The organism is Primorskyibacter sp. S87 (assembly GCF_049801055.1).
Lineage (GTDB): Bacteria > Pseudomonadota > Alphaproteobacteria > Rhodobacterales > Rhodobacteraceae > JBNAGF01.
Genome location: NZ_JBNAGF010000005.1, coordinates 199,532 through 222,205, shown reverse-complemented (window position 1 = coordinate 222,205; position 22,674 = coordinate 199,532). Strand labels below are relative to the sequence as shown.

The 22,674-nt window shown below is 57.9% G+C and carries 21 protein-coding genes; 7 read left to right on the top strand and 14 right to left on the bottom strand.

Features of this window, described 5'->3' with window-relative positions:
- Positions 1–493: 493 nt before the first annotated feature.
- From ACP15U_RS11070 to ACP15U_RS11055, 4 genes are all read left to right on the top strand, one after another.
- The gene (locus ACP15U_RS11070; protein ID WP_425045211.1) at positions 494–2,218 is read left to right on the top strand and encodes a sulfatase-like hydrolase/transferase; all 1,725 of its coding nucleotides are present in this window, start codon (positions 494–496) and stop codon (positions 2,216–2,218) included.
- Positions 2,219–2,269: 51 nt separating this feature from the next.
- Positions 2,270–3,361: an ABC transporter substrate-binding protein gene (locus ACP15U_RS11065; protein WP_425045210.1), complete on the top strand. Its 1,092-nt coding sequence runs from the start codon at positions 2,270–2,272 to the stop codon at positions 3,359–3,361.
- 283 nt (positions 3,362–3,644) lie between these two features.
- Positions 3,645–4,382 (top strand): gamma-glutamylcyclotransferase, encoded by a 738-nt coding sequence (locus ACP15U_RS11060; protein WP_425045209.1) that lies wholly within the window; start codon positions 3,645–3,647, stop codon positions 4,380–4,382.
- A gap of 175 nt (positions 4,383–4,557) precedes the next feature.
- The gene (locus tag ACP15U_RS11055) at positions 4,558–6,030 is read left to right on the top strand and encodes a cytochrome P450 (RefSeq protein WP_425045208.1); all 1,473 of its coding nucleotides are present in this window, start codon (positions 4,558–4,560) and stop codon (positions 6,028–6,030) included.
- Between the two features lie 54 nt (positions 6,031–6,084).
- Here ACP15U_RS11055 and nqrM read toward each other — a convergent pair whose 3' ends face one another.
- Entirely contained in the window at positions 6,085–6,327 is a 243-nt protein-coding gene (gene nqrM / locus ACP15U_RS11050; protein WP_425045207.1) for a (Na+)-NQR maturation NqrM, read from the bottom strand.
- Positions 6,328–6,351: 24 nt separating this feature from the next.
- Positions 6,352–7,377, bottom strand: a complete 1,026-nt coding sequence (locus ACP15U_RS11045) for an FAD:protein FMN transferase (RefSeq protein WP_425045206.1) — start codon at positions 7,375–7,377, stop codon at positions 6,352–6,354.
- A gap of 379 nt (positions 7,378–7,756) precedes the next feature.
- On the opposite strand from ACP15U_RS11045, the gene ACP15U_RS11040 reads away from it, so the two are divergent.
- Positions 7,757–8,281, top strand: coding sequence for a CBS domain-containing protein (locus ACP15U_RS11040; protein ID WP_425045205.1), 525 nt, complete (start codon positions 7,757–7,759; stop codon positions 8,279–8,281).
- A gap of 17 nt (positions 8,282–8,298) precedes the next feature.
- Here the strand turns inward: ACP15U_RS11040 and ACP15U_RS11035 are convergent, their stop codons facing one another.
- The gene (locus ACP15U_RS11035) at positions 8,299–8,742 is read right to left on the bottom strand and encodes a MarR family winged helix-turn-helix transcriptional regulator (RefSeq protein WP_425045204.1); all 444 of its coding nucleotides are present in this window, start codon (positions 8,740–8,742) and stop codon (positions 8,299–8,301) included.
- A 152-nt stretch (positions 8,743–8,894) separates the two neighbouring features.
- Between ACP15U_RS11035 and ACP15U_RS11030 the strand changes: the two genes are divergently transcribed.
- Positions 8,895–9,473, top strand: a complete 579-nt coding sequence (locus tag ACP15U_RS11030; RefSeq protein WP_425045203.1) for a YceI family protein — start codon at positions 8,895–8,897, stop codon at positions 9,471–9,473.
- A 63-nt stretch (positions 9,474–9,536) separates the two neighbouring features.
- Here ACP15U_RS11030 and nqrF read toward each other — a convergent pair whose 3' ends face one another.
- From nqrF to ACP15U_RS11000, 6 genes are read right to left on the bottom strand one after another with little or no spacing between them, the layout of a single operon-like run.
- Positions 9,537–10,757: an NADH:ubiquinone reductase (Na(+)-transporting) subunit F gene (gene nqrF, locus ACP15U_RS11025; RefSeq protein ID WP_425045202.1), complete on the bottom strand. Its 1,221-nt coding sequence runs from the start codon at positions 10,755–10,757 to the stop codon at positions 9,537–9,539.
- Positions 10,758–10,767: 10 nt separating this feature from the next.
- Positions 10,768–11,376 carry an NADH:ubiquinone reductase (Na(+)-transporting) subunit E gene (gene nqrE, locus ACP15U_RS11020; RefSeq protein ID WP_425045201.1) on the bottom strand — a complete coding sequence of 203 codons (609 nt, stop codon included), beginning with the start codon at positions 11,374–11,376 and terminating at the stop codon, positions 10,768–10,770.
- On the bottom strand, positions 11,376–12,029 hold the full coding sequence (locus ACP15U_RS11015; RefSeq protein WP_425045200.1) for an NADH:ubiquinone reductase (Na(+)-transporting) subunit D: 654 nt from the start codon (positions 12,027–12,029) through the stop codon (positions 11,376–11,378). The genes nqrE and ACP15U_RS11015 overlap by 1 nt, the downstream gene beginning before the upstream one ends.
- On the bottom strand, positions 12,029–12,832 hold the full coding sequence (locus ACP15U_RS11010) for a Na(+)-translocating NADH-quinone reductase subunit C (RefSeq protein ID WP_425045199.1): 804 nt from the start codon (positions 12,830–12,832) through the stop codon (positions 12,029–12,031). The genes ACP15U_RS11015 and ACP15U_RS11010 overlap by 1 nt, the downstream gene beginning before the upstream one ends.
- Positions 12,825–14,030 (bottom strand): NADH:ubiquinone reductase (Na(+)-transporting) subunit B, encoded by a 1,206-nt coding sequence (locus ACP15U_RS11005; protein ID WP_425045198.1) that lies wholly within the window; start codon positions 14,028–14,030, stop codon positions 12,825–12,827. Before ACP15U_RS11005 ends, ACP15U_RS11010 begins: the two co-directional genes overlap by 8 nt.
- 5 nt (positions 14,031–14,035) lie before the next feature.
- Positions 14,036–15,379, bottom strand: coding sequence for a Na(+)-translocating NADH-quinone reductase subunit A (locus tag ACP15U_RS11000; protein WP_425045197.1), 1,344 nt, complete (start codon positions 15,377–15,379; stop codon positions 14,036–14,038).
- Positions 15,380–15,791: 412 nt separating this feature from the next.
- Here ACP15U_RS11000 and ACP15U_RS10995 point away from each other — a divergent pair, with 412 nt between their 5' ends.
- Positions 15,792–16,070, top strand: a complete 279-nt coding sequence (locus tag ACP15U_RS10995; protein ID WP_425045196.1) for a hypothetical protein — start codon at positions 15,792–15,794, stop codon at positions 16,068–16,070.
- Between the two features lie 70 nt (positions 16,071–16,140).
- Here the strand turns inward: ACP15U_RS10995 and ACP15U_RS10990 are convergent, their stop codons facing one another.
- The 5 genes from ACP15U_RS10990 to ACP15U_RS10970 form a co-directional block, all read right to left on the bottom strand.
- Positions 16,141–18,354 (bottom strand): NADP-dependent isocitrate dehydrogenase, encoded by a 2,214-nt coding sequence (locus tag ACP15U_RS10990; protein WP_425045195.1) that lies wholly within the window; start codon positions 18,352–18,354, stop codon positions 16,141–16,143.
- A 296-nt stretch (positions 18,355–18,650) separates the two neighbouring features.
- On the bottom strand, positions 18,651–18,896 hold the full coding sequence (locus ACP15U_RS10985) for a MoaD/ThiS family protein (protein ID WP_425045194.1): 246 nt from the start codon (positions 18,894–18,896) through the stop codon (positions 18,651–18,653).
- Complete coding sequence (locus ACP15U_RS10980) at positions 18,889–21,147, bottom strand: xanthine dehydrogenase family protein molybdopterin-binding subunit (RefSeq protein ID WP_425045193.1); 2,259 nt, start codon at positions 21,145–21,147, stop codon at positions 18,889–18,891. The genes ACP15U_RS10985 and ACP15U_RS10980 overlap by 8 nt, the downstream gene beginning before the upstream one ends.
- Positions 21,147–21,626 (bottom strand): (2Fe-2S)-binding protein, encoded by a 480-nt coding sequence (locus tag ACP15U_RS10975; protein WP_425045192.1) that lies wholly within the window; start codon positions 21,624–21,626, stop codon positions 21,147–21,149. Before ACP15U_RS10975 ends, ACP15U_RS10980 begins: the two co-directional genes overlap by 1 nt.
- Complete coding sequence (locus ACP15U_RS10970; protein ID WP_425045191.1) at positions 21,623–22,504, bottom strand: FAD binding domain-containing protein; 882 nt, start codon at positions 22,502–22,504, stop codon at positions 21,623–21,625. Before ACP15U_RS10970 ends, ACP15U_RS10975 begins: the two co-directional genes overlap by 4 nt.
- Positions 22,505–22,674 lie beyond the last annotated feature (170 nt).

The window sequence follows — 22,674 nt, the reverse complement described above, 5'->3', positions numbered from 1 at the left end:
GGTCTCGTTCGCGTTTCAGACTAACGATGGCAAAACGCGGTTCAGGAACGGGCTCGCTTCCGCTGCGCTCCTTGTTCATTTTTCCTTTCGGAACTTTAGCGACCCTAAACCCGCGTTTTGGACGAGCTTTGCTGCCTTGCTCAATTTGGCGTGCAGTTTTCTCAGGCTCCAATTGAACGGATGCCGACACTGTAACTCCAACAGAACGGCCTTCCGGGGCATCCTCGAGCTCGACAAAAAGGCATCTGGCAATTGCACCTCGCTGAAAGCACTTTGGAAAACAACACGTAGCTTTCACAGAGAGCACCCGTTGCGGAAACTCAGGAACATTCCAACTGCGAAAACTGATCTGAATGCCCGTTTGGCAAAAAGGTTTCCTCAATTTGGCCAGCCATCATTGCCCGACGTCACTGGTTGCCCTACCGTTTCCGAATGTCCTACCTTCCGCAGACAGCGACAAACCGGCCAAGTTCTTTTTTACAAGGAGAAAAAATTGAAACGGCTTTCTTCAATCCTGATGGCATTACCCGCATTGTGCATTGGCCTGTCCACTGCAACAGCGGAGGAAATCGTACATGATGCCGAATTCTACGTTTTGCAGGCACAGAACGGCGAGGCTTGGGCAACCGAAGATGCCGGCCTTCAGGCGAGACTTGCGGAACTGCGCGAAAAACACGGAACGCCCCCCAACCTGATCCACATCATGTGGGACGACACCGCCTATGGCGACCTTGGCATGCCGGGGATCCAGGCGGTTCGTGGGCTTGATACACCAAACATCAATGCCCTGGCCGAAGAAGGCATGATGTTTACCCGGATGTACACCGAAGTGGGCTGCACTCCCAGCCGTGCCGCAGCCGCCACCGGGCGACTTGCGGTTCGTGCCGGCATGTACAACATCGGCATGCTGCAGGAGAGCCACGGTCTTGCCGCCGAAGAGGTCACGCTTGGCGAAGTTCTGGGAGCAGCGGGCTATGCCACCGCATTCTACGGCAAATGGCACCTCGGCGATATCGAGGAGAGCTATCCCCACAACCAAGGGTATGATGAGGCGCTCTTTACCGGCTACAATCAGATCCTGTCGCTGAATACCCGCGAAGCCGAACAGGGCAATGCCTCGATCGGCTTGTTCGAGGACATGCTCATCGAAGATCCTTACAAGCTGGATGACACGTTCATTACCAAAGACTGGGTAATGGTGGCCGAAGGCACGGCGGGCGGCGAAACTCTGCAGTGGGGTGACAACTCCACGGAAACCTATGAAGCGATTGATGGCGAAGGGCTTGAACGCATGTTCTCCTTCATGGAGCGCAATGTCGAAGCGGGCAAACCGTTCTATGTCGCGAACTGGCCGATCATGGCGAACTTCATGCCCATTCGCCCGAAATGCACCCGGGCACGTGCGCTCCTTCAGAATGGCCTGCAATGCACCATTGATCCGATGATAGCAGATATCCGTGCCAAGCTCGAAGAGCTGGGTATTGCTGAAAACACCCTGATCGTGGCTATGGCTGACAACGGCCCGATGTCGCACAACCCGCCCCCGGGCACAGGCTTTGCCGAAACCATCTTCCGCGGTGGCAAAGGTGACTTCCTCGAAGGTGGCGTGCGCGTGCCGGCCTTTGCTGTCTGGCCCAGCGTTATCGAACCCGGCTCCATGCCGAGTGACATGATCCATATCACCGACCTGTTCACCACCTTCGCCAGCCTTGGCGGCGCAATGGACCAGATCCCGACCGATCGCGTGATCGACGGCATCGACCAGACCGCGCTGCTGTTGAACGGTGATACGGCCGGACGTCGTGATTATACCTTCACCTATGCTGGCCCCACTCTGGGTGCCGTTGTGAAAGGCGACTACAAGCGCCACATGATCTCGCCCGACCCGGTGGGTGAAGCGAGCGGTATTCCGGCAGCCTTCTATTTCCTGCCGTCAGACCCGCGCGAGGTGCAGCCCATGCTGACAAACCTCATCCACTTGAAACGCCCGTTCAACCGGATGGTCTTGCGTCACAACCTGTGGAAGGAAAAGTATCCGGATCGCCCGGAAAAGCACGGAATCCCGTGGACCGGAATTGCCAATGCCTCCGAGCAGCTCAAGCGTGAGCAGAACCCGCAGCTTGTGCTCAAGGACCTGCCATTTGATCCGCTGGAATACATCGAACATCTGGATGAACTCCCGTTCGATCCCAACGGTGATCCGAGCATCGGCCAATAAACTCTGTTCCCCGCCTTTAACAAAGGCGGGGAACTTCTTTTGGGGGGTGTCATGGACCGCCGAGATTTCCTGAAATCCGGATCTGCCGGACTGGCTGTTTCAACCGTCCTTCCAAACGGTGTCTTTAGTGCGTCGCCAGATCCTCTGAGGCTTGAAGTGTCCAGCTATCTTTTGGATCGCACAGCGGCCCTTTTTGACGGGCGGGTTCAGATCGAAGGCGTAGAAGCGACTTTCTTTGAAGATACCATAGGCCAGATGAACTCTGCCCTGTTTTCGGGGACAGGAACCAGGGCGATCAGCGAAGTCGGCCTGCATCCCTACATTCTGGCCTTTGCAAATGAAGGGTTTCGCGACTATGCTCTTCTGCCGGTCCCATTGCTCCGTCAATTCAGGCACAAGAGTATCTTCGTGCACGCAGAGGCCGGGATAAATTCACCCAAGGATCTCAAGGGACGGCGAATTGGTACACCGGGCTATTCCTCGACGTCTTTGACATGGATCAGGGGCATCCTTGAGGACGAATATGGTCTAGCACCCACCGACGTCACTTGGGTGATTGCAAACAAGGACAGCTCTGCCAGCGAAGCCGGGGCCATTTCCGCGCAGGAAATGGTGCTGACTGATGGGCTTGATATCGAGAGCGGCCCTCCCGGGCTAGACGAAAGTCAGCTATTGCTAACGGGTGAGGTTGATGCCTTGTTTCATGCCGCAACGCCGGCTGCATTCCTCGAAGGTGACCCCAGCGTTGTCCGCTTGTTCGAGGACGTCAGAGGTGTCGAGCAGAACTACTTTGAACGAACGGGCATCTTCCCGATCATGCACGTGCTCTCGATCAATCGCGCAGTAGCAGAAGCCAATCCATGGCTGCCAAAGGCGGTGTTCCAGGCCTACTCACAGGCCAAACAGGCCGCGTACCGTGAGAAGGATCGCCTGACATGGGCAACAGACATGCTGCCATGGTACGGGGCGGAACTTGAAGCCACACGCCACCTTATGGGGCGCAACTTTTATCCCTACGGGTTCGAGGCCAACCGCAAGACGTTTGAGACGCTATTTGAGTATTCGCACAAACAAGGGCTGGCATCACGCGTGCTGACCGCCGAAGAAGTCTTTCTTCCGGGGACTTTGGCGTTCTCCGAATAGCCGGACCGATTGTACGGGTTGGTGCTGCTATCCAGACCTACATCATGTCAGCCGCGCATTCGCAAAAAGCACCCTGCTGCCTCTGTCCAAGTTCAGAAACCAAATGCGAAGCCGTATAGCGCACTGAATCAAGCGGTCTTCGAGCATTATTCGTTTTCAGTCACGGGGATTGTCGATAACGAACGAAGAAGGCTCAAAGGCTTCGGCAACTGTATTCAGCGCGCGAACGCTGGGGGTTAATTCTCGACTCGCCTTTCGCGCACCAAGCGGGCTTAAATGCGCTATGCCATTTGCACCAAACGTCTTCAGACATACTCCTGCGTTGCGCGGCCGGATCACACCGCCGGATGAATCCGAATTGCGGTTTGGCCAAGACAGATTTGACGAACTCGACGTGCAGGCAAAGGAAGAAGGCTGGCCGGCAGGTTGGCGGATGGATCACGACGCCCGCGAGGAAAACAGGCAACAAGTGCTTGCCGGTAGAATGCTCTCGGATCTTTGGGTATTCGCTTACGGGTCGCTGATCTGGGATCCAGCTGTGCAAGTGGATGAATACCGCTACGGCTCGCTGAACGGATGGCACCGCAGTTTCTGCATGCGCCTCAACGGTGGGCGCGGCAGCCACGAAAAGCCTGGATTGATGGCCGCGCTCGATGAAGGCGGGTATTGCGACGGAGTGGTGTTTCGCATCCCCGCAGCGCTGGTGGACGCAGAAACGCGCTTCATGTGGCGGCGGGAAATGTTTTCGGGATCCTATTGCCCGATCTTCCAAAGCGTCGAGACGCCCCAGGGCGAGGTCGACGCACTGACCTTCGTGATGGATCGGGACAGTCATCTGTATCTGCCGGATCTCGCTGAAGAAGTAGCCGCCCGGATGATTGCAAACGCAGAAGGCGCGCTAGGACCGAATTTCCACTATCTCGACACGCTCGTCCGCCATCTCGATGAACTTGGCATCACCGATGACAACATGCACAGGCTGTACGCCATAGCAACCGCTTGCCGGACGGAGAGCGGATAAATCGCCAGCATGATCACTGACCGCTAGACTGCAAGAAAACCTTAGAGCGCCAGATCGATGTTCATGGCCTGCGGCTTGCCTTGGCGCGCCCGTGTCAGAACGGGTATCAAATTTCCAAGTTCGGCCTTACACTCAATGTCGAGCAGTGTCCCGGAACGCGAAGAGATCGTGCGACATGATTGAGAAACACGACCGGGTCAGGCAACCCGATCCGCAGAGTCACAAATATCCACCAAGGCCAGATGACGGTCTTCCCCTGCTGGGCAGCATGCTGGCATTCGCCGGAAACCAGTTGGTGTATCCTGTTGAAGTCACACGAAAATATGGAGATATCGTCGATATGAACCTTGCTGGCTGGCGCACTTGGCTTGTCAGCGACATGGACGCGCTTGAACAAATCCTTGTCCGGGACCACGGCAAGTTCATAAAGGCGCCACTGATCTGGAGGCAGATCACCGCCGTGTTCGGCAAAGGGCTGCTGTCGAGTGATGGAAAGCTCTGGCAACACCAGCGCCGCCTCGCCGCGCCGCATTTCACTCCCAAGCGAGTTCAGGACTATGACTCCCTGATCGTGTCGCTTGCGCAAAAGGCCGTCGACCGCTGGCCAGAGCAACAGACGTTCGACATTCATCCTGACATGATGAACCTGATGCTTCGCATCGTCATGGGCACCGTTTTTGACGCCGATGCCGAATCCGAAGTCGAGATCATGGAACGTGCCCTCAACCTGCTTCTCGAGGAAATGTCTTACCGTTTCCGGCGACCGTTGCTGATACCTGACTGGGTGCCGCTGGCCTCGAACCGGCGTTATCTAAAGGCGATTGGCGAAATTGATGGCGTCGTGGACCGCCTCATTCAGGAACGCCACAAAAACGGAACCGAAGGTCGCACAGATTACCTGTCTGCGTTGATGGCCTCTGTCGATGAGAACGGCCAGAAAATGCCGGACAGGCAGATACGCGACGAAGCCGTGACCGTTCTTCTTGCCGGCCATGAGACCACCGCGCTCACCATGACGTGGGCCTTCTATCTTCTCGGCCAGCACCCAAAGATCCAGTGCAAGGTCATCGCCGAAATTGACGCGGTGCTCGAAGGCCGGGATGCGGGCAGCGCAGACATGCCCGACCTTCCGTTCACCCAAGCCGTCATCCTGGAATCGATGCGATTGTATCCGGCGGGGTGGATGTTCGGCCGCGAAGCGATAGAAGACTGTGAAATCAATGGCTATCACTGTCCCAAAGGGACACAGATCCTGATCGCACCATGGGTGCTTCACCGGGATGCACGGCACTTTGACAACCCCGAAGAGTTCAGGCCCGAACGGTGGCTCGACGGTCTCGCCCAGCGGCTCCCACGTTATGCGTTTCTTCCATTCGGTGGTGGGCCCAGAACCTGTATTGGCAACAGCCTCGCGTTGCTCGAGACCACGCTTTCTCTGGCAACGATCCTGCAACGCGGAACAATTGAGTGGCAGGGCGAGAAACCGGTCCAGCCCTACCCATCGGCGACGCTCATTCCGCAGGGGGGTGTTCACGTCACCTTCACGCGACACACACGCAAGGATAGGCGCGCAGAAGAACCCTCGGCAGTTTCAGCGCACGCAAAAACAACTAGCAGAGCCTACCCGGCCCAGCAGTCACGACATTGATGACAGGAAAGGATCGTGGACTGGGCAACCTTTGCCGGCCACCGTCGTGAACACTCAGCCTTGGCGCTCAGCTTCCATCTGCTCCAGCATCCTGCGGGCACGCTTACATTGCAGTTTGTCACGCAGGGGGCTGTCGGGATCGACGTCCTTGCTGCACACAACACATTTGTCAGCGCCTGAAATCGCGTTCAGACCGCCACAGCTGCCCTTGATCGTCTTTCCCATGAGAACGACGCCGAGGCTCATGCCACCCATGACCAAAATCAGCAGGATGAATGCGAGAAGAAAAGTGCTCATGTCAGTTTTCCCGTTTCTGCGGCTTCAGTTCTTGTCCAGCTCAGCCTTGAAGGCACTGCTTTGCATGATGACATAAGCATTATCATCGCCACCTTCAGCACGCGAGATGAAGAATACCGCCAGTTTGTTGGCTTCGGCAATCTCCAGACCGCGTTTTTGTCCAAGCGCCAGCATGGCCGTGGCCCATGCATCGGCCATCATTGCGTCATCGGCAAGCACCGTAACCGATGTTGTGCGATGCGTAATCGGTCGCCCGGTCGTAGGGTCTATGATGTGAGAATACCGGACCCCGTCCTGTTCAAAGAAATTCCTGTAGTCTCCGGACGTCGCCATACCGCGGTCGCTGACTGGCACGATAAGCTGAACGCCCTGCGCAGCGGGGTCCGGCCGTTCGATACCAATCCTCCAGGCTTCGCCCTTGTCATTCTCGCCGCGGGTCACGAGATCGCCGCCGATCTCAACCATGTAGTTTTCGACCCCAGCAGTCTGAAGCGTGCTCGCCACGGCATCGATGCCATAGCCCTTGGCGATGGCTGACAGGTTGATCCCGACGCTGGCCTCAGCTTTAGCCAAAGTCCCTGCATCCGCATCAAGATTCAGAAGTTTCTCCTGTCCGACACCTGCCAATGCTGCCTCGATATCGGCATCTGATGGCACCGGATCCTCTGGCTTGCGCGGGCCAAAGCCCCATAGTTCGATCAGAGGGCCAAGGGTGACGTCAAAAAGCCCGCCGCTCTGCTCATGCACAACATTGGCCGCTGAAATCACAGCCGCGAATTCTGCCGAAACCTGCTGCGGCTCGGTGCTCTCGGAGGCGGAGAAAACGGAAACTTCGGAATTGGGATCCCAGTTCGACATTTTGGCGTTAACTGCCGCAAGGGTTTCTTCGACCGAAACGCTCAGACTGGCCTCGTCAAGGTCTTCGCCGATGGCAGTGATATGATAAGTCGTGCCCATCGTCTCGCCGGACAGTTGAACGACCTCGGGCTCCGAGTCGAAAAGACAGCCGGGAAGGAACAATAGAAGGGTCAGGGCGGACCAGCGTTTCATTAGTATTTTTCTCCGGGAAACCGTTGCCGAGGCATATGCCAGCACCCCAACTGCGTGTCAAACGTGGCATCAGACCTTGAGCGGCAGAAATGCCAAGGCCAGCAGCCCAATCGCGGCAGGGACACCAAAGAACCAAGCACGCCGTTGCCAGCCCGGCAGTTTGTCTTTCCAGGCAAGGCGAAAGCGATGTCCACAGACGACAACCACAAAAAAAATCAAAGCTCCGCTGAAAGGAGTCAAATGGAGTGCCTGCAAGGGTCTGTTTTCCTTTAATTTACCGGATCTTTTCCGAGTTGGACAAAATGCACTCTGGCAAGCCGCTCACGCAACGTTAAGGTAGTGTCATAGCATCATCGCAAGGAGAAGAGGAGACCTGCGGATGGCACCAAGCTCATACCAAGCCCCAAAGCGTGGGGACAAGGCCGGCAAGACTACTTACAGCCAATCGGTCGAGTCGAATTTGTCGCACACGCAGAGCACGGTAGAAAAGTTGCTCGAAGGCAAGGGGGATGCGGTCTTTGCGGTGCGCCCTAACGACACGATCGCCGACGTCGTGGGAATTCTGAAAGAAAAGCGGATCGGCGCTGTTGTGGTAACCGACCAGAACGGGGTTCTGCAGGGTATCCTTTCGGAACGCGACATTGTGCGGCGCATGGCCGAGACACCCGGCCAAACACTGCCGCAATCGGTCGAGGACCTGATGACCAGCGACGTGCAGACATGCGCTCCTGACTACCTGCTGATGGACATTCTCAAAACCATGACCGAAGGACGATTCCGCCACATGCCTGTTCTGAAAGACGGCAATCTGTGCGGCATGATCACAATCGGGGACGTGGTGAATTTCCGCTTGCAAGAGCTGGAATACGAAGCCCTGAAACTAAAGCAAATGATCGTCGGCTAAGCGACTGGCGCGGCGGATCACCCCATCGGTCCGCCGCCTGCTTCCTGCAATTGTTCCAGAAATGCCAGCAGATCTTCAGCAGCGGCCAACGGTTCCATTTTGCGCTTGATCGCGGCCCCATAGACTTTCCACATTTTGGCACGCATTGCGGCACCTTCTTTGGTGATTTGCAGCGTCTTGCCGCGTCGGTCCTTTTCAAGCACCGTTTCCCGGATCATGCCCCGCTCCACCATCTGGTTCAGGATCCGAGACAGGTTGGACTGCTCGAACAGCAGCTTATCTGTCAGTTCGTAAGCGCGGACCCCTTCCGCGCCGGATATCTCAATCCCCCATAGCACATCATACCATCGCAAAGACGGAAGCCCCTTGTCGCGCAACTCTGCCTCCATTTCGCGATGCGCGAGGCGGTGCGCCCTATTCAGTAGGATCCAGATCTCAGTTTCGCGTTTTGTCGGCGTCATGGTCATCACGAATTGGCGAGCCGCTCGGCTTGCGGGTGTTGATGTGTAGAGTATCCCAACTAGATGCTGTAGCATCTAGTTGGGATACGGCTCTGCTGAACCATAAAGATCAACCGAAACCCGATTCAACACCGAACAGGAAGGACATGGTTATGAACAAGTTCGCCCCCCTCCTCACCGCCGCGCTGCTGGCCGCGCCCCCGACCTTGGCAGCCACTTACAAGACCGATCAGGGCCATACCGAAGTTCACTTCGGCTGGAGCCATGCCGGAGTGTCAATGCAAAGCGGCGAATTCACCGTGGTCGACGGCACACTGGTCCTCGACCCCGAAAACGTCGAAGCTGCCACCCTAAACGTCACCGTCCAGACCAACAGTGTCTCAACCGGCTTCAAACCGCTGGATGATCACTTGTCCAGCGCCGATTTCCTCGAGGTCGAAACATATCCTGAAATCACCTTTGTCAGCACCGGCGTCGAGCAAACCGGGGAAAACACCGCCAACGTGACCGGAGATCTGACGATCCACGGCACGACCCTGCCAGTGACCTTGGAAACGACAATGACTCATTTAGGCCCACACCCACTGGGTGGTGCCATCGAGTATTATCAGGGCGAATGGGCCGCGTTCTCTGCAAGTGCGACACTCGACCATTTGGCTTTCGGTGTCGGTCCTTTCTCGACCGGGCCAATCTCGATCAGGATCGTAAGCGAGTTGAAAGCTACCCAGTAACCCAAACAAAAAGGACCCGCGTTGCATTCGCATCGCGGGCCATTAATTGTTTTACCGTTTGGATCAGCCGCCGAAATCGTCGAGCATGATGTCTTCGCGGTCCACACCCAGATCCAGCAGCATGTTGATGACCGACTGGTTCATGATCGGTGGGCCACACATGTAGAATTCACAATCCTCAGGCGCCGGGTGGTTCTTGAGGTATTCCTCAAAGAGCACGTTGTGAATAAACCCGGTGTAACCGTCCCAGTCGTCGCCAGGTTGCGGGTCGCTCAGCGCCACATGCCACTCGAAGTTCGGGTTCTCAGCAGCCAGCCCGTCGAAATCCTCGACAAAGAACATCTCGCGCTTCGACCGCGCACCATACCAGAAGCTGATCTTGCGCTTCGAGTTCAGACGCTTGAGCTGATCAAAGATGTGGCTGCGCATCGGCGCCATGCCGGCACCACCACCGATAAAGACCATCTCTTTCTCTGTGTCACGGGCAAAGAACTCGCCAAACGGACCGGAGATAGTGACCTTGTCGCCCGGCTTGAGGTTAAAGATGTACGATGACATCAGGCCCGGCGGGATACCTTCCGACCCGGGAGGCGGTGAAGCTACGCGGACATTCAGCATGATCATGCCGCGTTCCTCGGGGTAGTTCGCCATCGAGTAAGCCCGTTCAATCGGCTCGGTCAACGTGGACTTGTACTGCCAGAGATTGAACTTGTCCCAGTCCTCTCGATATTCTTCTTCGACATCGAAATCTGTGTAGGAGAGCTGGTGCGGAGGCGCGGCAATCTGAATGTAACCACCGGCGCGGAAGTTGACATCCTCGCCTTCAGGCAGTTTCAGAACCAGCGCCTTGATAAAGGTCGCAACGTTCTCGTTCGACACAACCTCGCATTCCCATTTCTTCACACCAAAGACTTCTTCGGGAACTTCGATGTTCATGTCCTGCTTGACTGCGACCTGACAGGACAGCCGGTCACCGCAAGCAGCTTCGCGTTTGGTGATGTGGCTTTCCTCGGTTGGCAGGATCGACCCGCCGCCGGAATGCACACGAACCCGGCATTGTGCGCAGGTTCCGCCGCCGCCACAGGCCGAAGGAACAAAAAGTTTCTGTTCGGCCAGTGTCTGCAGCAGTTTGCCACCTGCCGGAACCGAGATGGTCTTTTCACCATTGATGGTGATGTCCACGTTGCCTGTCGATACCAGCCGTGACCGGGCCGCCATAATGATAGCAACCAGGGCCAGAACGATCAGGGTGAAGAGGACTACGCCAAGGCTAAACGTTTCCATTGCCGCCCCCTTACAGTTTGACGCCCGAGAAGGACATGAAGGCTAGCGCCATCAGTCCCGCGGTGATGAATGTGATGCCAAGCCCCTGCAGTCCGTCCGGCACATCGCTGTATTTCAGCTTTTCGCGCACACCCGCCATCGCGGTAATTGCCAGCGCCCAGCCAAAACCGGAAGACAGGCCATAAGTGGTGGCCTCGGCAAAATTGTAGTCGCGTTCCACCATGAACAACGAGCCACCGAGAATGGCGCAGTTCACAGTGATCAGCGGCAGGAAAATCCCCAGCGCGTTGTAGAGCGGCGGAAAGAACTTATCGAGCACCATTTCGAGGATCTGCACCATCGCGGCGATGACCCCGATATAGGTGATCAGCCCGAGAAAAGTCAGGTCGACATTGCCAAAACCGGCCCACTCCAGCGCGCCGGGCTTCAGCAGCCCATTGAGCAGCAGGTTATTGGTCGGCACTGTGATGGCCTGCACGACCATCACCGAGATGCCCAACCCCAGCGCAGTCGAGATCTTCTTGGACACGGCGATGAACGTACACATGCCAAGAAAGAAGGACAGAGCCAGGTTTTCAACAAATATGGCCTTTACGGCCAGTGAGATCAGCTCTTCCATCAGTGAGCCTCCACCGACTGGATCTTGTATTCACGTTCTTCAACCTGATTGGGTTTCCAGGTTCGGAAGGCCCAGATGATCAGGCCGATGATGAAGAACGCCGAGGGCGGCAGCAAAAGCATGCCGTTAGGCACATACCAACCGCCATTGTTCACGGTTTGCAGGATGGTCACGCCAAAAAGCGAGCCCGATCCGAACAGCTCGCGGATCACGCCGACCAGCATCAGGATCAGGCCATAGCCAAGACCATTGCCGATACCGTCGATGAACGAAGCCACCGGTGGGTTCTTCATGGCAAAGGCTTCGGCGCGGCCCATAACGATGCAGTTCGTGATGATCAGACCAACAAAAACCGACAGGGTTTTGGAAATCTCAAAGGCATAGGCCTTGAGGATCTGGTCCACGAGGATCACCAGCGAAGCGATGATCACCATTTGCACGATGATCCTGATCGAGCCGGGAATGTGGTTCCGCAGGATCGATATGAAGAACGACGAAAACGACGTTACGAAGGTCACGGCAAGCGCCATCACAAAAGCCACCTGCAACGAGGAGGTAACGGCCAGCGCCGAACAGATCCCCAGAACCTGAAGCGTGATCGGGTTGTTGTCGACCAGTGGATCGACCAGCATTTCCTTCTTGGTCTGGGCCATCAGATCTCTCCTGCTTGCAACTTGGCGAGGAAGGGGGCGTAACCTTGGTCACCCATCCAGAACTTAACCAGATTGTCGACGCCAACCGTGGTCAGGGTCGCGCCGGCGAGCCCATCGACATAATAGTCCGGACCGGCCGCAGACTGCGTCTTGGCCACCGTGATCTGCAAGTCGCCATTGTCGTCACGCAGCTTCTTGCCGTTCCAGAGCGCCTTCCAGCGCGGGTTGTCGACCTCGGCGCCCAGTCCCGGGGTTTCGCCATGCTGGTAGAACTGAAGACCGAAGATGTCGTTTCCGTTCGCTTCGAGCGCGATGAAACCATACAGCGTCGACCACAGGCCATATCCGTGAATCGGCAGGATCACCTTGTCCAGCGCGCCGCTCTCATTCTTCAGCAGATAGACGGTGCGGAACTTCGACTGTCGCCCTATTCCGGCCGGATCGTCGCTCAGGGCACGGCCCAGTTCGGGATCGCTGGCAGCGGCAAGGTCGTCAAAAGTGGCAGCATCGAACTGGTCGGTGAAAGCGCCGGATTCCAGTTCCAAAACACGCGGCTCAAACGCGGCGAAAGCTTCGGAAACATTCATTCCGGGTTCATAAACACCCGCCACCTGCAACACGTTGAGCTGCTTGTCCCGCAGCTTGTTGGCCTCCTGCACCGGGCGCAGGGAAACCGCTGCGGCCGAAACAATCATAGAGGCAAACAGGCAAAGCGACACCGCCACAAAGATAGTCTTGGGCACCGAATCTGCCGGCATTGCGAGAAAACGGCCGATGAGGCCCTTGTTGTCAGCTTCAGACACGACGCGCCCTCCGTTTGATGTTCGCCTGAACGACAAAATGGTCGATCAGCGGGGCAAAGACGTTACCGAACAGGATCGCGAGCATCATGCCTTCGGGGAAGGCTGGGTTGATGACCCGGATCAGCACAACCATCACACCGATCAGGGCGCCATAGATGTAGCGGCCCGTGTTGGTGTGCGAGGCCGAAACCGGTTCGGTCACCATGAACACAAGCCCAAAGGCATACCCCCCCAGAACGAGGTGCCAGTACCAGGGCATGGCGAACATCGGGTTGGTATCGGAGCCGATCACGTTGAGCAGCAGCGAAAAGCCGATCATCCCGCCCAGGCACCCGAGGATCAGCCGGAAGTTCGCGATCCTGGTGGTCAGCAGGAAGATCAGGCCTAGCGCACAGGCCAGCGTAGATGTTTCCCCAAAGCTGCCTTGAATGGTGCCATAAAACGCGCTCATCCATGTAATGCCTTCGGAGGCCAGTTGCTGGTAGCCATCTGCTGCGGACACAGCCAGCGCAGTTGCGCCCGAGAACCCGTCAACCGGGGTCCAGATCGCGTCACCCGACATGTTGGCCGGATAGGCAAAGTAGAGAAAGGCCCGCCCCACCAGCGCAGGGTTGAGGAAGTTCTTGCCGGTGCCGCCAAACACTTCCTTGCCGATCACAACCCCAAAGGAAATTCCCAGAGCGACCTGCCACAGCGGAGCCGAGGCGGGCATAATCAGCGTGTAGAGCATCGACGTGACAAGGAAGCCCTCGTTCACCTCATGGCCCCGTACCGTAGCGAACAGCACCTCCCAGATGCCGCCCACTACCAGTGTTGTCACGTAGATCGGCAGGAAATACAGGAAACCATGCGCAAAATTACCGAACAGGCTTGCCGGATCCTGCGAGATGCCCAACATCTGCAAGATCGCGATCCGCCAGCCGGTCGCGGCCTCAGGGCCCATCGCAGCCAGCGCCGAGTTGGCCTGATACCCGGTGTTCCACATACCAAACAGGATGCAGGGGATCGTCGCAATAACCACGTAGGTCATGATCCGCTTCATATCCACATACGAGCGGGCATGCGGCGCGACGGAGGTTACTGTCTTGGGCGTATAGATGAAGCTCTCGACCATCTCGTAGATGGGAAAGAGCTTCTCGTACTTGCCGCCCTTGGTGAAGTTCGGTTCGATCCGATCAAAGAAGCTGCGCAAACCCATGAGGCTCAGCCCTCCTTTTCAATCTTGGACAGGCTGTCGCGCAGCGCCAGCCCATATTCATACTTGGCCGGACAGGCAAAACCGACAAGGCCGAGATCCTCTTCGTCCAGTTCCAGCGCACCCAGCGCCTGGGCCTGATCCGTATCCATAACCAGAAGCGCACGCAGCAGCTGAGTCGGCAGGTAGTCCTGCGGCATCAGCTGCTCGAACGTGCCTGTCGGCACCATGGCGCGACGTCCGCCGTTGAGGTTACTGGTCAGGGCATAAAGCTTGCGCGAGAACGCCGAGCCCAGAACGGGCTGAACCGCATATTTCGACGGCATTGGCCGGATCCACCCCATCGGGATCTGGTCGGCATCTTCGCGGATCAACGTGATCTGACGCGCGAACCGTCCCAGAAATGCCTCGGGACCATGCGCATGTCGGCCCGACAGGATCGAGCCCGAGATAACGCGGACCGTGCCGTCAACCGACACTTCGTCTGCAGTCAGTTCATCGGTGGAGGCGCCCATCACGGTGCGGATCAGGCGCGGCTGGCGCGCAGCCGGCCCGGAGATCGCCACGATGATATTGGGATCCAGATGCCCGGTCAGTATGAGCCGGCCTATGGCAATGATATCCTGATATCCAACGGTCCAGACCTGCGATTCAGCAGTCAGCGGATGCAGAAAATGAATGTGCGTGCCGGCAAGACCAGCCGGATGCGGACCGTCGAAACTCGCCGCTTCGACGCCCGGCAGATCCGAGCCCGGTAGAGCATCGCCCGGCTTCTGGCACAGCCATGTCGTGCCTTCGGTCAGGGTGGAAACCGCCTTCAAACCTGCCGCAAATGCCTCTCCTGCTTCGGAAATGATCAAAGCTGCGTCGGCGGACAGCGGTTCACTTTCCATAGCGGTGACGAAAATCGCCTGCGGTGCATCACCCGGTTTTGGCATCTTGGAATATGGGCGCGTGCGGAAAGAGGTCCACAAGCCAGCGGCGCACAGCTTTTCGGTCAAGCCTTCGGCCGTGTCGGCATTGCCGACCGCCGAAAAATCCAGCCCGGCGTCATTCACATCGCTGACTTCGATCACGACGCTCTGCAACACGCGGCGCGCGCCCCGGTTGATTGCAACCACCTTGCCCGTCATCGGGGCGACCATCATCGCCTCCTCGGCATCCTTGTTGCAGAAGAGCGGTGTGCCACGGCGCACCTCATCCCCTTCTTTCACCAGCATACGGGGTTTCAATCCGATAAAATCCGCACCCAGAACGGCAACAGACCGATATTCCGGACCAGGTTGGACCTTTTGCTCAGGGGCGCCGGTCACCGGCAGGTCCAACCCCTTTTTCAATGTGTAGTTCTGCATGTCAGCGTCGTTCTTCCGAGCCCGCGTCCCAGTTCGGCGCAACCAGAAGTTTCGGCCACACCAGCTTCGCAAACCACAGCCTGCAACAAGACGCCGTCGCCCCGGACGGGGCGGGCATCACGCTGATCATTCTCCGGTTTGCTGCTGCTTTTATGCGGCGAACGGCTCGAACGCAAACCTGCATTTTGCAAAAAATCGCGGAATTCCCCAATTTCCTATCGAAATGGCCAAAGTGACGCAGGTGACCTCGTGTCTGCACAGAACCGCTGCAGGCTATGGCTTTGTCCGCTTCCCAATAGGCCGAGGGGCCGATCGGCAATGCCAATTCACGTAGGATCAGTGAACAAGATTTTTGACATCTTCATTGGAATTTTGACAATCGGTTTTATCGAAGCGGTAACTGGAGGCAAAAATGAAAAAACTCGCGCTCGCCCTGATTTGTCTGGGGCAACCATTGATGGCGCAGGAGATGTCTTGGCCCTATTGCATCGGGAACATGTCAGAAGCCATCAAAAGCCAAAAAGGCTTTGCCTCTTCTGTGACTTTTCTGATGGCGCAGGATGCGATTGCTGATGAACGCGCGCCGGCAGAACTGCGTCAGCGCGTGCGGGTTGATGCCGCAGAAGCAGAAGCTGCGATCCACACTCTGATGATGGGGCTTGCGGACTACTGCGAGACACTGCGCAAGTAAGCGACCCCGGAACAGCGTTCAAATAAAAGGGGCGCCCCGAAGGACGCCCCTGTTGTCACACTGCCGGTGATCAATCGACGATGGCATTCAGCGTTGCGCTTGGCCGCATCACCGCAGCCGTCTTGGCAGGATCGGTGTGATAGTATCCGCCCAGATCCACAGGCTTGCCCTGAACCGCGGCCAGTTCGGCCAGAATAGCCTGTTCACCGTCCGCCAACGCCTGAGCGATGGGCGCGAAATGCGCCGCCAGTTCGGCATCTTCGCTCTGCGCTGCCAGTGCCTCGGCCCAGTAGCGGGCAAACCAGTAGTGGCTGTCGCGGTTATCAGGCTCTCCGACCTTGCGCGACGGTGAGCGATTATCGTCAAGGATGCCTTGTGTGGCCGCTTCGGCTGCCTGCCCAAGAATACCCGCCTTGGCATTGCCCTGCGCATCGGCAAGGAAGTTCAGCGATTCACCCAGAGCGCAGAACTCACCCATCGAGTCCCAGCGCAGGTGATTCTCGCTCTGCAACTGCTGAACATGCTTGGGCGCCGATCCACCGGCCCCGGTTTCGAACAGACCGCCACCGTTCATCAGCTTGACGATCGACAGCATCTTGGCGGATGTGCCAAGTTCGAGGATCGGGAACAAGTCGGTCAGGTAATCCCGTAACACGTTGCCGGTGATGGCAATGCTATCGTCACCGGCAGTAATCGTCTTCAACGATTGAGCAGTTGCTTCACGCGGCGCCAGAATCTGAAATTTGTCAGCCACACCCGCAGCTTCGAGCGCACGCGTCACATATTTGATCAGCTCTGCATCGTGGGCCCGGTTGGCGTCCAGCCAGAAAATGGCTTCGGATCCGGTCAGGCGCTGCCGATCCGTTGCCAGCTGGATCCAGTTCTCGATCGGTGCCTTCTTGACAGTGCAGGAACGCCAGATATCGCCAGCTTCGACGTCATGGGAATGCAGCGTTTCGCCATTGGCCAGCACGATACGGATGACGCCGTCAGCAGGTGCCTCGAACGTGGTGGGGTGCGAGCCGTATTCTTCGGCCTTCTGGGCCATCAACCCGACATTGGCCACCGCACCCGCCTTGGTCACGTCCAGCGCACCATTGGCTTTGAAGAAGTTGATGGATTCGTCATAGACGGTCGAATAGCAGCGGTCGGGGATCACGCAATTGGTGTCGCCCTTGGCGCCGGTTTCGTCCCAACCCTTGCCGCCGGCCCGGATCACCGCTGGCATCGAAGCATCGATGATGACATCCGATGGCACGTGAAGGTTGGTGATGCCGCGATCGGAGTCGACCATGTACATCGACGGGCGTTCGCCATTCACCGCCTCAATCGCAGCCATGATGCCAGCGTGGCCTTTGACCCGCTCAAGGAGATCACCCATTCCGGAGTTGGGGTTGACGCCGAGCTCGGCCAGTTCATCACCGAACTGCTCAAACACAGGGGCCAGCCATGCTTTGACCGCGTAACCAAAGATGATCGGGTCCGATACCTTCATCATCGTTGCCTTCATGTGCAGCGAGAACATGGTGCCGTCTTTCTTGGTGTCCTCGATCGCTGCGGACAGGAATGCCGACAAAGCTTTCACCGACATGAAAGTCGCGTCGGTGACGGTGCCTTCTTCGAGCGGCCAGCCGTCTTTCAGCACAGTGACAGCGCCGTCTTTGCCGACAAATTCGATCTTCGCTTCACCGGCCTGTGCGCCAGAGATCGTTGCCGATTTTTCGTTTGCGTAGAAGTCGTTGCCCGGCATCGAGCTGACTTTGGTTTTGCTGCTCGCCTCCCAAGTCCCCATAGAGTGCGGGTTTGCCCGGGCAAAGTTCTTCACGGCGCGGGCGGCGCGGCGGTCCGAATTTCCTTCACGCAGAACCGGATTCACAGCCGATCCCTTGATCGCGTCATACCGGGCGCGAACAGCCTTTTCTTCGTCGGTCGACGGTTCTTCGGGATAGGCCGGAATGTTATAACCCTTGGCCTGCAATTCCTCGATCGCCGCAACCAGTTGCGGAACCGACGCCGAAATATTCGGCAACTTGATGACATTGGCCTCAGGCGTTTTTACAAGGTCGCCAAGGATGGCCAGATCATCCGACTGGCGCTGCGCCTCGGTCAGGTTTTCCGGAAAAGTCGAAATGATCCGCCCCGCCAGCGAGATGTCGCGGGTTCCCACCTCGAGATCGGCCGCCGAAGCAAAGCTGCGGATGATCGGAAGCAGTGACGCGCTGGCCAGTTCCGGCGCTTCGTCTACAATGGTATACAATATGTCGGGGCGCGATTTTTCAGCCATTTCATTCCTACCTTTTTTTATTCCTGGAAGCCTGTTGTGACCCTGTGCAGCTACGCGACAGTCCTATCCCGTGTGACATGCCCGCCATCTGAAACATCTGGTCACGATTCCGGCGACTCAAGCGGACAGCGTTCCTGTAAATCACCAGAGCCGAAGGATCAATTCTCGAGCCACCCCGAATTGCCGAGCAAATTGACGCGGGTTGGGTAAATGGGGCCCGAATTGCGTTCCGAATCCCTAGCGTCCTACACTTGCTCAAATTTCGCCGGGGCTTTGAAACTCTGCCTCGTCGGGATCTACCCGCCCCGAAGACGCTGCATGAGATAGACCTCGCTGTCGGGACCGACCGGGGCCGTCAGGTCACTGGCGATAACCCGACCATCCACCGCCACGGACACGCCCGCGTCGATGGGCTCCTGCAGTTGCGGGTGCACGCGGACCAAAGCCTGCAGGACCTCACCCACGGTGGTGGCTTCGACCTCCACCGTTTCCCTGCCCCCGATCAGAGACCGGAGGCCAGACCAGAGATGAACCTCAACCATCGCCTTTGAGAGCAGCCAGAATACGTGGCGGCGACATCGGAAGGCGGCGCATCCGGACACCTGCCGCGTTCGACACCGCGTTGGCGATTGCAGCCAAGGGCGGCACAATCCCGGTTTCCCCGACCCCGCGCACACCAAAGGGGTGACCCGGGTTTGGCACCTCGACAATCACCGTGTCGATCATCGGCAGATCGCTGGCCACCGGAATTCGATAATCGAGAAACACCGCGTTTTGCAGGCAACCGTCGTCGCCATAGATATATTCCTCGTTCAGCGCCCATCCGATACCCTGTGCGGCGCCGCCCTGATACTGACCTTCCACATAGGTCGGGTGGATTGCCTTCCCGGCGTCCTGAATGACCGTGTAACGGGTCACCGAGGTTTTGCCGGTTTCCGGATCAACTTCGGCATCAACAATATGCGTGCCGAACGAAACGCCAGCACCATCGGGGGTCGCCTCAAAATGGCCGGATATTGGTCCGCCGGTGCTCCCCATCTTCCGGGTAATCTCGGCCAGAGGAAGCGGGTCGAAATCGCCTGCGTTCGGACCTGAAGGCACCGCGCATCCGTCTTCCCACTTCACAGCTTCCTCAGGAATTCCCCACTTGACTGCTGCCCGTTGGCACAATTGCCCGACAGCATGACGGGCGGCCTTGATGGTCGCCAGACCGCTGGCATATGTCACCCGCGATCCGTGGCTTACGTCGTTGTAGCCGAGCGTCGCGGTATCCGCGACGGTCACCCGGATATTCTCATAGGGAATGCCCAGAACTTCGGCCGCCATCAGCGCCATGGACGCCCTGGATCCACCGATATCCGGCGTCCCCACCATCAGGTTCGCCGAACCGTCCTCGCTCAACGCCAGCGATACCGAGGTTTCGCCTCCGTGGTTGAACCAGAACCCGCAGGAGATCCCGCGTCCCTGCCCTGGCTTCAGCGGAGCCGAATAGTGCGGGTGCGCCTTTGCCGCTTCGAGAGTTTCAACAAGGCCGATCCGATCGTAGCGAGGGCCGTAGCTGGCCTTGCTGCCTTCGTGGGCCGCATTTTTCAGACGCACCTCGACCGGATCGAGGCCCAGTTGGTTGCACAGCTCGTCTATGACCGATTCCACGGCAAAAGCCCCCATCGGGGCGCCCGGTGCCCGGTAAGCTGCCTGTTTCGGGCGGTTCGCCAAAACGTCATAGCCCACCTGCCGCACGTTTGTCAGGTTGTAGGGCGCAAAAGCGCACATCGCAGTGAATTCACACGGGGCGCCGGGAAACGCCCCCCCCTGCAGCCGGAAGGTGCCTTCGGCAGCAGTAATGGTGCCGTCCTTTTTCATGCCGATCTTTACGTCCATCGATGCCGAAGACGTTGGCCCGGTCGAGCGGAACACCTCGGACCGGCTCATAACCAGTTTGACCGGGCGATTGGCCTTGCGCGACAGCGCCAGTGCCACAGGTTCGATGAAAACTGTGGTCTTGCCGCCAAATCCGCCGCCGATTTCCGAGGCGGTCACCCGCAACTGTGCGGTCTCCATACCCAGCAGTGCAGCACAGGTTTTCTGCACGATCCAGTGACCTTGTGTGCAACACCAGAGCTCACCTTTGCCGTCATTCCCCATCGAGGCAAGGCAAGCATGCGGTTCGATATATCCCTGATGCGTGGCCTCGGTTTCAAAGTGATCCTCGATCACCAGATCGGCTTCGGCAAACCCGGCTTCGACATCACCGTGCCCGCTTTCGTGATAACGAACGACATTGGGGTGCAGGCCTTCGGGCACCGAATGATCGGCCGTTCCCTCGCGGATGATAGGCGCGCCATCCTGCATCGCTTTGTCTACGTCGGTGACGTGGGGCAGCACCTCATACTCGACCTCGATCAGTTTCAGAGCATCCCGTGCTGCCAGAGCTGATGTCGCTGCTACGGCCGCTACGGCGTGCCCGTCATACAAGGCCTTCTCTCCGGCCATGACGTTTTCGAGCACATTCCAGAACTCTCCCTTCAACCCGGCTTCAAAGGCAAGATCTTTCGAGAAATCGGCACGGGTAACCACCGCTTTGACGTCCTTCAGTGCCTCTGCTTTCGAGGTGTCGATCCGAACGATCCGCGCATGGGCATGCGGCGATCGCAGAACTGCGCCATGCAGCATACCGGGTGCCTGTGCATCGGCGCCGAATTTGGCCCGACCTGTGACCTTGTCGAGCCCATCGGGGCGGTCGGGGCGGGTTCCTACAAATTTGAAGTCGGATTTACGATCGTCCAGAGCCATCAGACAGCCTCCCGCATTTCGGCCGCAGTATCCATCACCGCGCGAATGATCTTGTCATACCCGGTGCAGCGGCAAAGATTGCCTGCCAGCCAGAACCGGACTTCCTCTTCGGTCGGATCAGGATTCCTTTCCAGCAGCGACTTGGCCGCTACAAGGATACCCGGCGTGCAGATCCCGCATTGCAGAGCCGCATACTCAATGAATTTCTTTTGCAGCGGATGCAAAGCGTCCCCATCGGCGATGCCTTCGACAGTGCCGACATCCTTGCCTTCGGCCTCGACACCGAGAACAAGGCACGAGCACACCAGCCGCCCGTCGAGCGTAACCGAACATGCGCCACAGTCACCGGTGCCACATCCCTCTTTGGCGCCAGTCAGGTCGAGTTTGTCACGGAGGCAATCAAGCAGTGTTTCGCGCGGATCGCAGAGAAACTCGACCGCATCACCATTGACGGTTGTGGAAACGTGTATCTTGCTCATCCGTGATGTCCTTCGATGATCTCACCCTTGGCACGGGCATAGGCAATCTTGGCGGTGCGCTTGGCCAGCACCCCAGCAACTTCGGTGCGGAACGCGATGGTTCCACGCTTGTCGTCAATCGGGCTGCAGGCCGCCGAGGCCGCAGCCGCCAGCGCATCCAGAGCGGCATCGTCCAGCGTCGTGCCGACGATGGCCTTGGCGCAATCCTCTACCAGCAGCACGGTTGGCGCGACCGCACCGAGCGAAACGCGGGCCTCAGTGATGACATCGCCATCCAACTTGAGGTTCACTGCACATCCGACAACGGCAATGTCCATCTCGGTGCGCGGAATGAACCGCAGATAGGCATCCCCGGCGTTTTCACCACGGGCGGGCACATGAACAGCCGAAAGCACCTCACCCTTGGCCAGCGATGTTCGACCGGGACCTGTCGGCACCTGCTCCACCGCAAGCTCGCGCGTTCCGTTCGGGCCGGTCACCGAAACGGTGACGCCGGCGGCAACCATTGCGGGCACCGAGTCAGCAGCCGGAGAAGCGTTACACAGGTTACCGGCCAGCGTTGCCCGACCCTGTACCTGAGTCGAGCCGATCAGATCCATCGCCTCAACCAGACCGGGCCAGTCACGAACCAGATCTGCCTGTTCGCTCATCTCGGCACCAGAGGAGGCCACACCGATTGTCCAGCTTCCATCAGAATTGCGGGCGATATCGTGTACGCCGTCGATCTTCTTGATGTCGATGACCGTGTCGGGGGTTACGATATCTGCGCGCAGCTGAACGAGCACATCGGTGCCACCAGCCAAGAAACGGGTCACGCCCGTTGCGTCTGCGGCCAGCGCCGAGGCTTCGGCGAAACTGGCGGGGCTATGGTATTGCATTGATCTACCTCACACCTGTTGATCAGGTTTACCCGTTGGGAATTGCCAGCGACGTTAGACCAGCCCAAAGCCTCCGTCCATGCACAGGTGACACGAATTTCGCAAGGTCATGTCGCGAACAGTCGGCCCTGTGTCGTTTGCAAGAAACCCGAAAGAAAAAGTGCCATCTC

Coding starts and splice junctions, on each gene's coding strand:
- ACP15U_RS11065 (WP_425045210.1), top strand. CDS start 2,270: ATGGACCGCCGAGATTTCCTGAAATCCGGATCTGCCGGACTGGCTGTT.
- ACP15U_RS11060 (WP_425045209.1), top strand. CDS start 3,645: ATGCCATTTGCACCAAACGTCTTCAGACATACTCCTGCGTTGCGCGGC.
- ACP15U_RS11055 (WP_425045208.1), top strand. CDS start 4,558: ATGATTGAGAAACACGACCGGGTCAGGCAACCCGATCCGCAGAGTCAC.
- nqrM (WP_425045207.1), bottom strand. CDS start 6,327: ATGAGCACTTTTCTTCTCGCATTCATCCTGCTGATTTTGGTCATGGGT.
- ACP15U_RS11045 (WP_425045206.1), bottom strand. CDS start 7,377: ATGAAACGCTGGTCCGCCCTGACCCTTCTATTGTTCCTTCCCGGCTGT.
- ACP15U_RS11040 (WP_425045205.1), top strand. CDS start 7,757: ATGGCACCAAGCTCATACCAAGCCCCAAAGCGTGGGGACAAGGCCGGC.
- ACP15U_RS11035 (WP_425045204.1), bottom strand. CDS start 8,742: ATGACGCCGACAAAACGCGAAACTGAGATCTGGATCCTACTGAATAGG.
- ACP15U_RS11030 (WP_425045203.1), top strand. CDS start 8,895: ATGAACAAGTTCGCCCCCCTCCTCACCGCCGCGCTGCTGGCCGCGCCC.
- nqrF (WP_425045202.1), bottom strand. CDS start 10,757: ATGGAAACGTTTAGCCTTGGCGTAGTCCTCTTCACCCTGATCGTTCTG.
- nqrE (WP_425045201.1), bottom strand. CDS start 11,376: ATGGAAGAGCTGATCTCACTGGCCGTAAAGGCCATATTTGTTGAAAAC.
- ACP15U_RS11015 (WP_425045200.1), bottom strand. CDS start 12,029: ATGGCCCAGACCAAGAAGGAAATGCTGGTCGATCCACTGGTCGACAAC.
- ACP15U_RS11005 (WP_425045198.1), bottom strand. CDS start 14,030: ATGGGTTTGCGCAGCTTCTTTGATCGGATCGAACCGAACTTCACCAAG.
- ACP15U_RS11000 (WP_425045197.1), bottom strand. CDS start 15,379: ATGCAGAACTACACATTGAAAAAGGGGTTGGACCTGCCGGTGACCGGC.
- ACP15U_RS10995 (WP_425045196.1), top strand. CDS start 15,792: ATGAAAAAACTCGCGCTCGCCCTGATTTGTCTGGGGCAACCATTGATG.
- ACP15U_RS10990 (WP_425045195.1), bottom strand. CDS start 18,354: ATGGCTGAAAAATCGCGCCCCGACATATTGTATACCATTGTAGACGAA.
- ACP15U_RS10985 (WP_425045194.1), bottom strand. CDS start 18,896: ATGGTTGAGGTTCATCTCTGGTCTGGCCTCCGGTCTCTGATCGGGGGC.
- ACP15U_RS10980 (WP_425045193.1), bottom strand. CDS start 21,147: ATGGCTCTGGACGATCGTAAATCCGACTTCAAATTTGTAGGAACCCGC.
- ACP15U_RS10975 (WP_425045192.1), bottom strand. CDS start 21,626: ATGAGCAAGATACACGTTTCCACAACCGTCAATGGTGATGCGGTCGAG.
- ACP15U_RS10970 (WP_425045191.1), bottom strand. CDS start 22,504: ATGCAATACCATAGCCCCGCCAGTTTCGCCGAAGCCTCGGCGCTGGCC.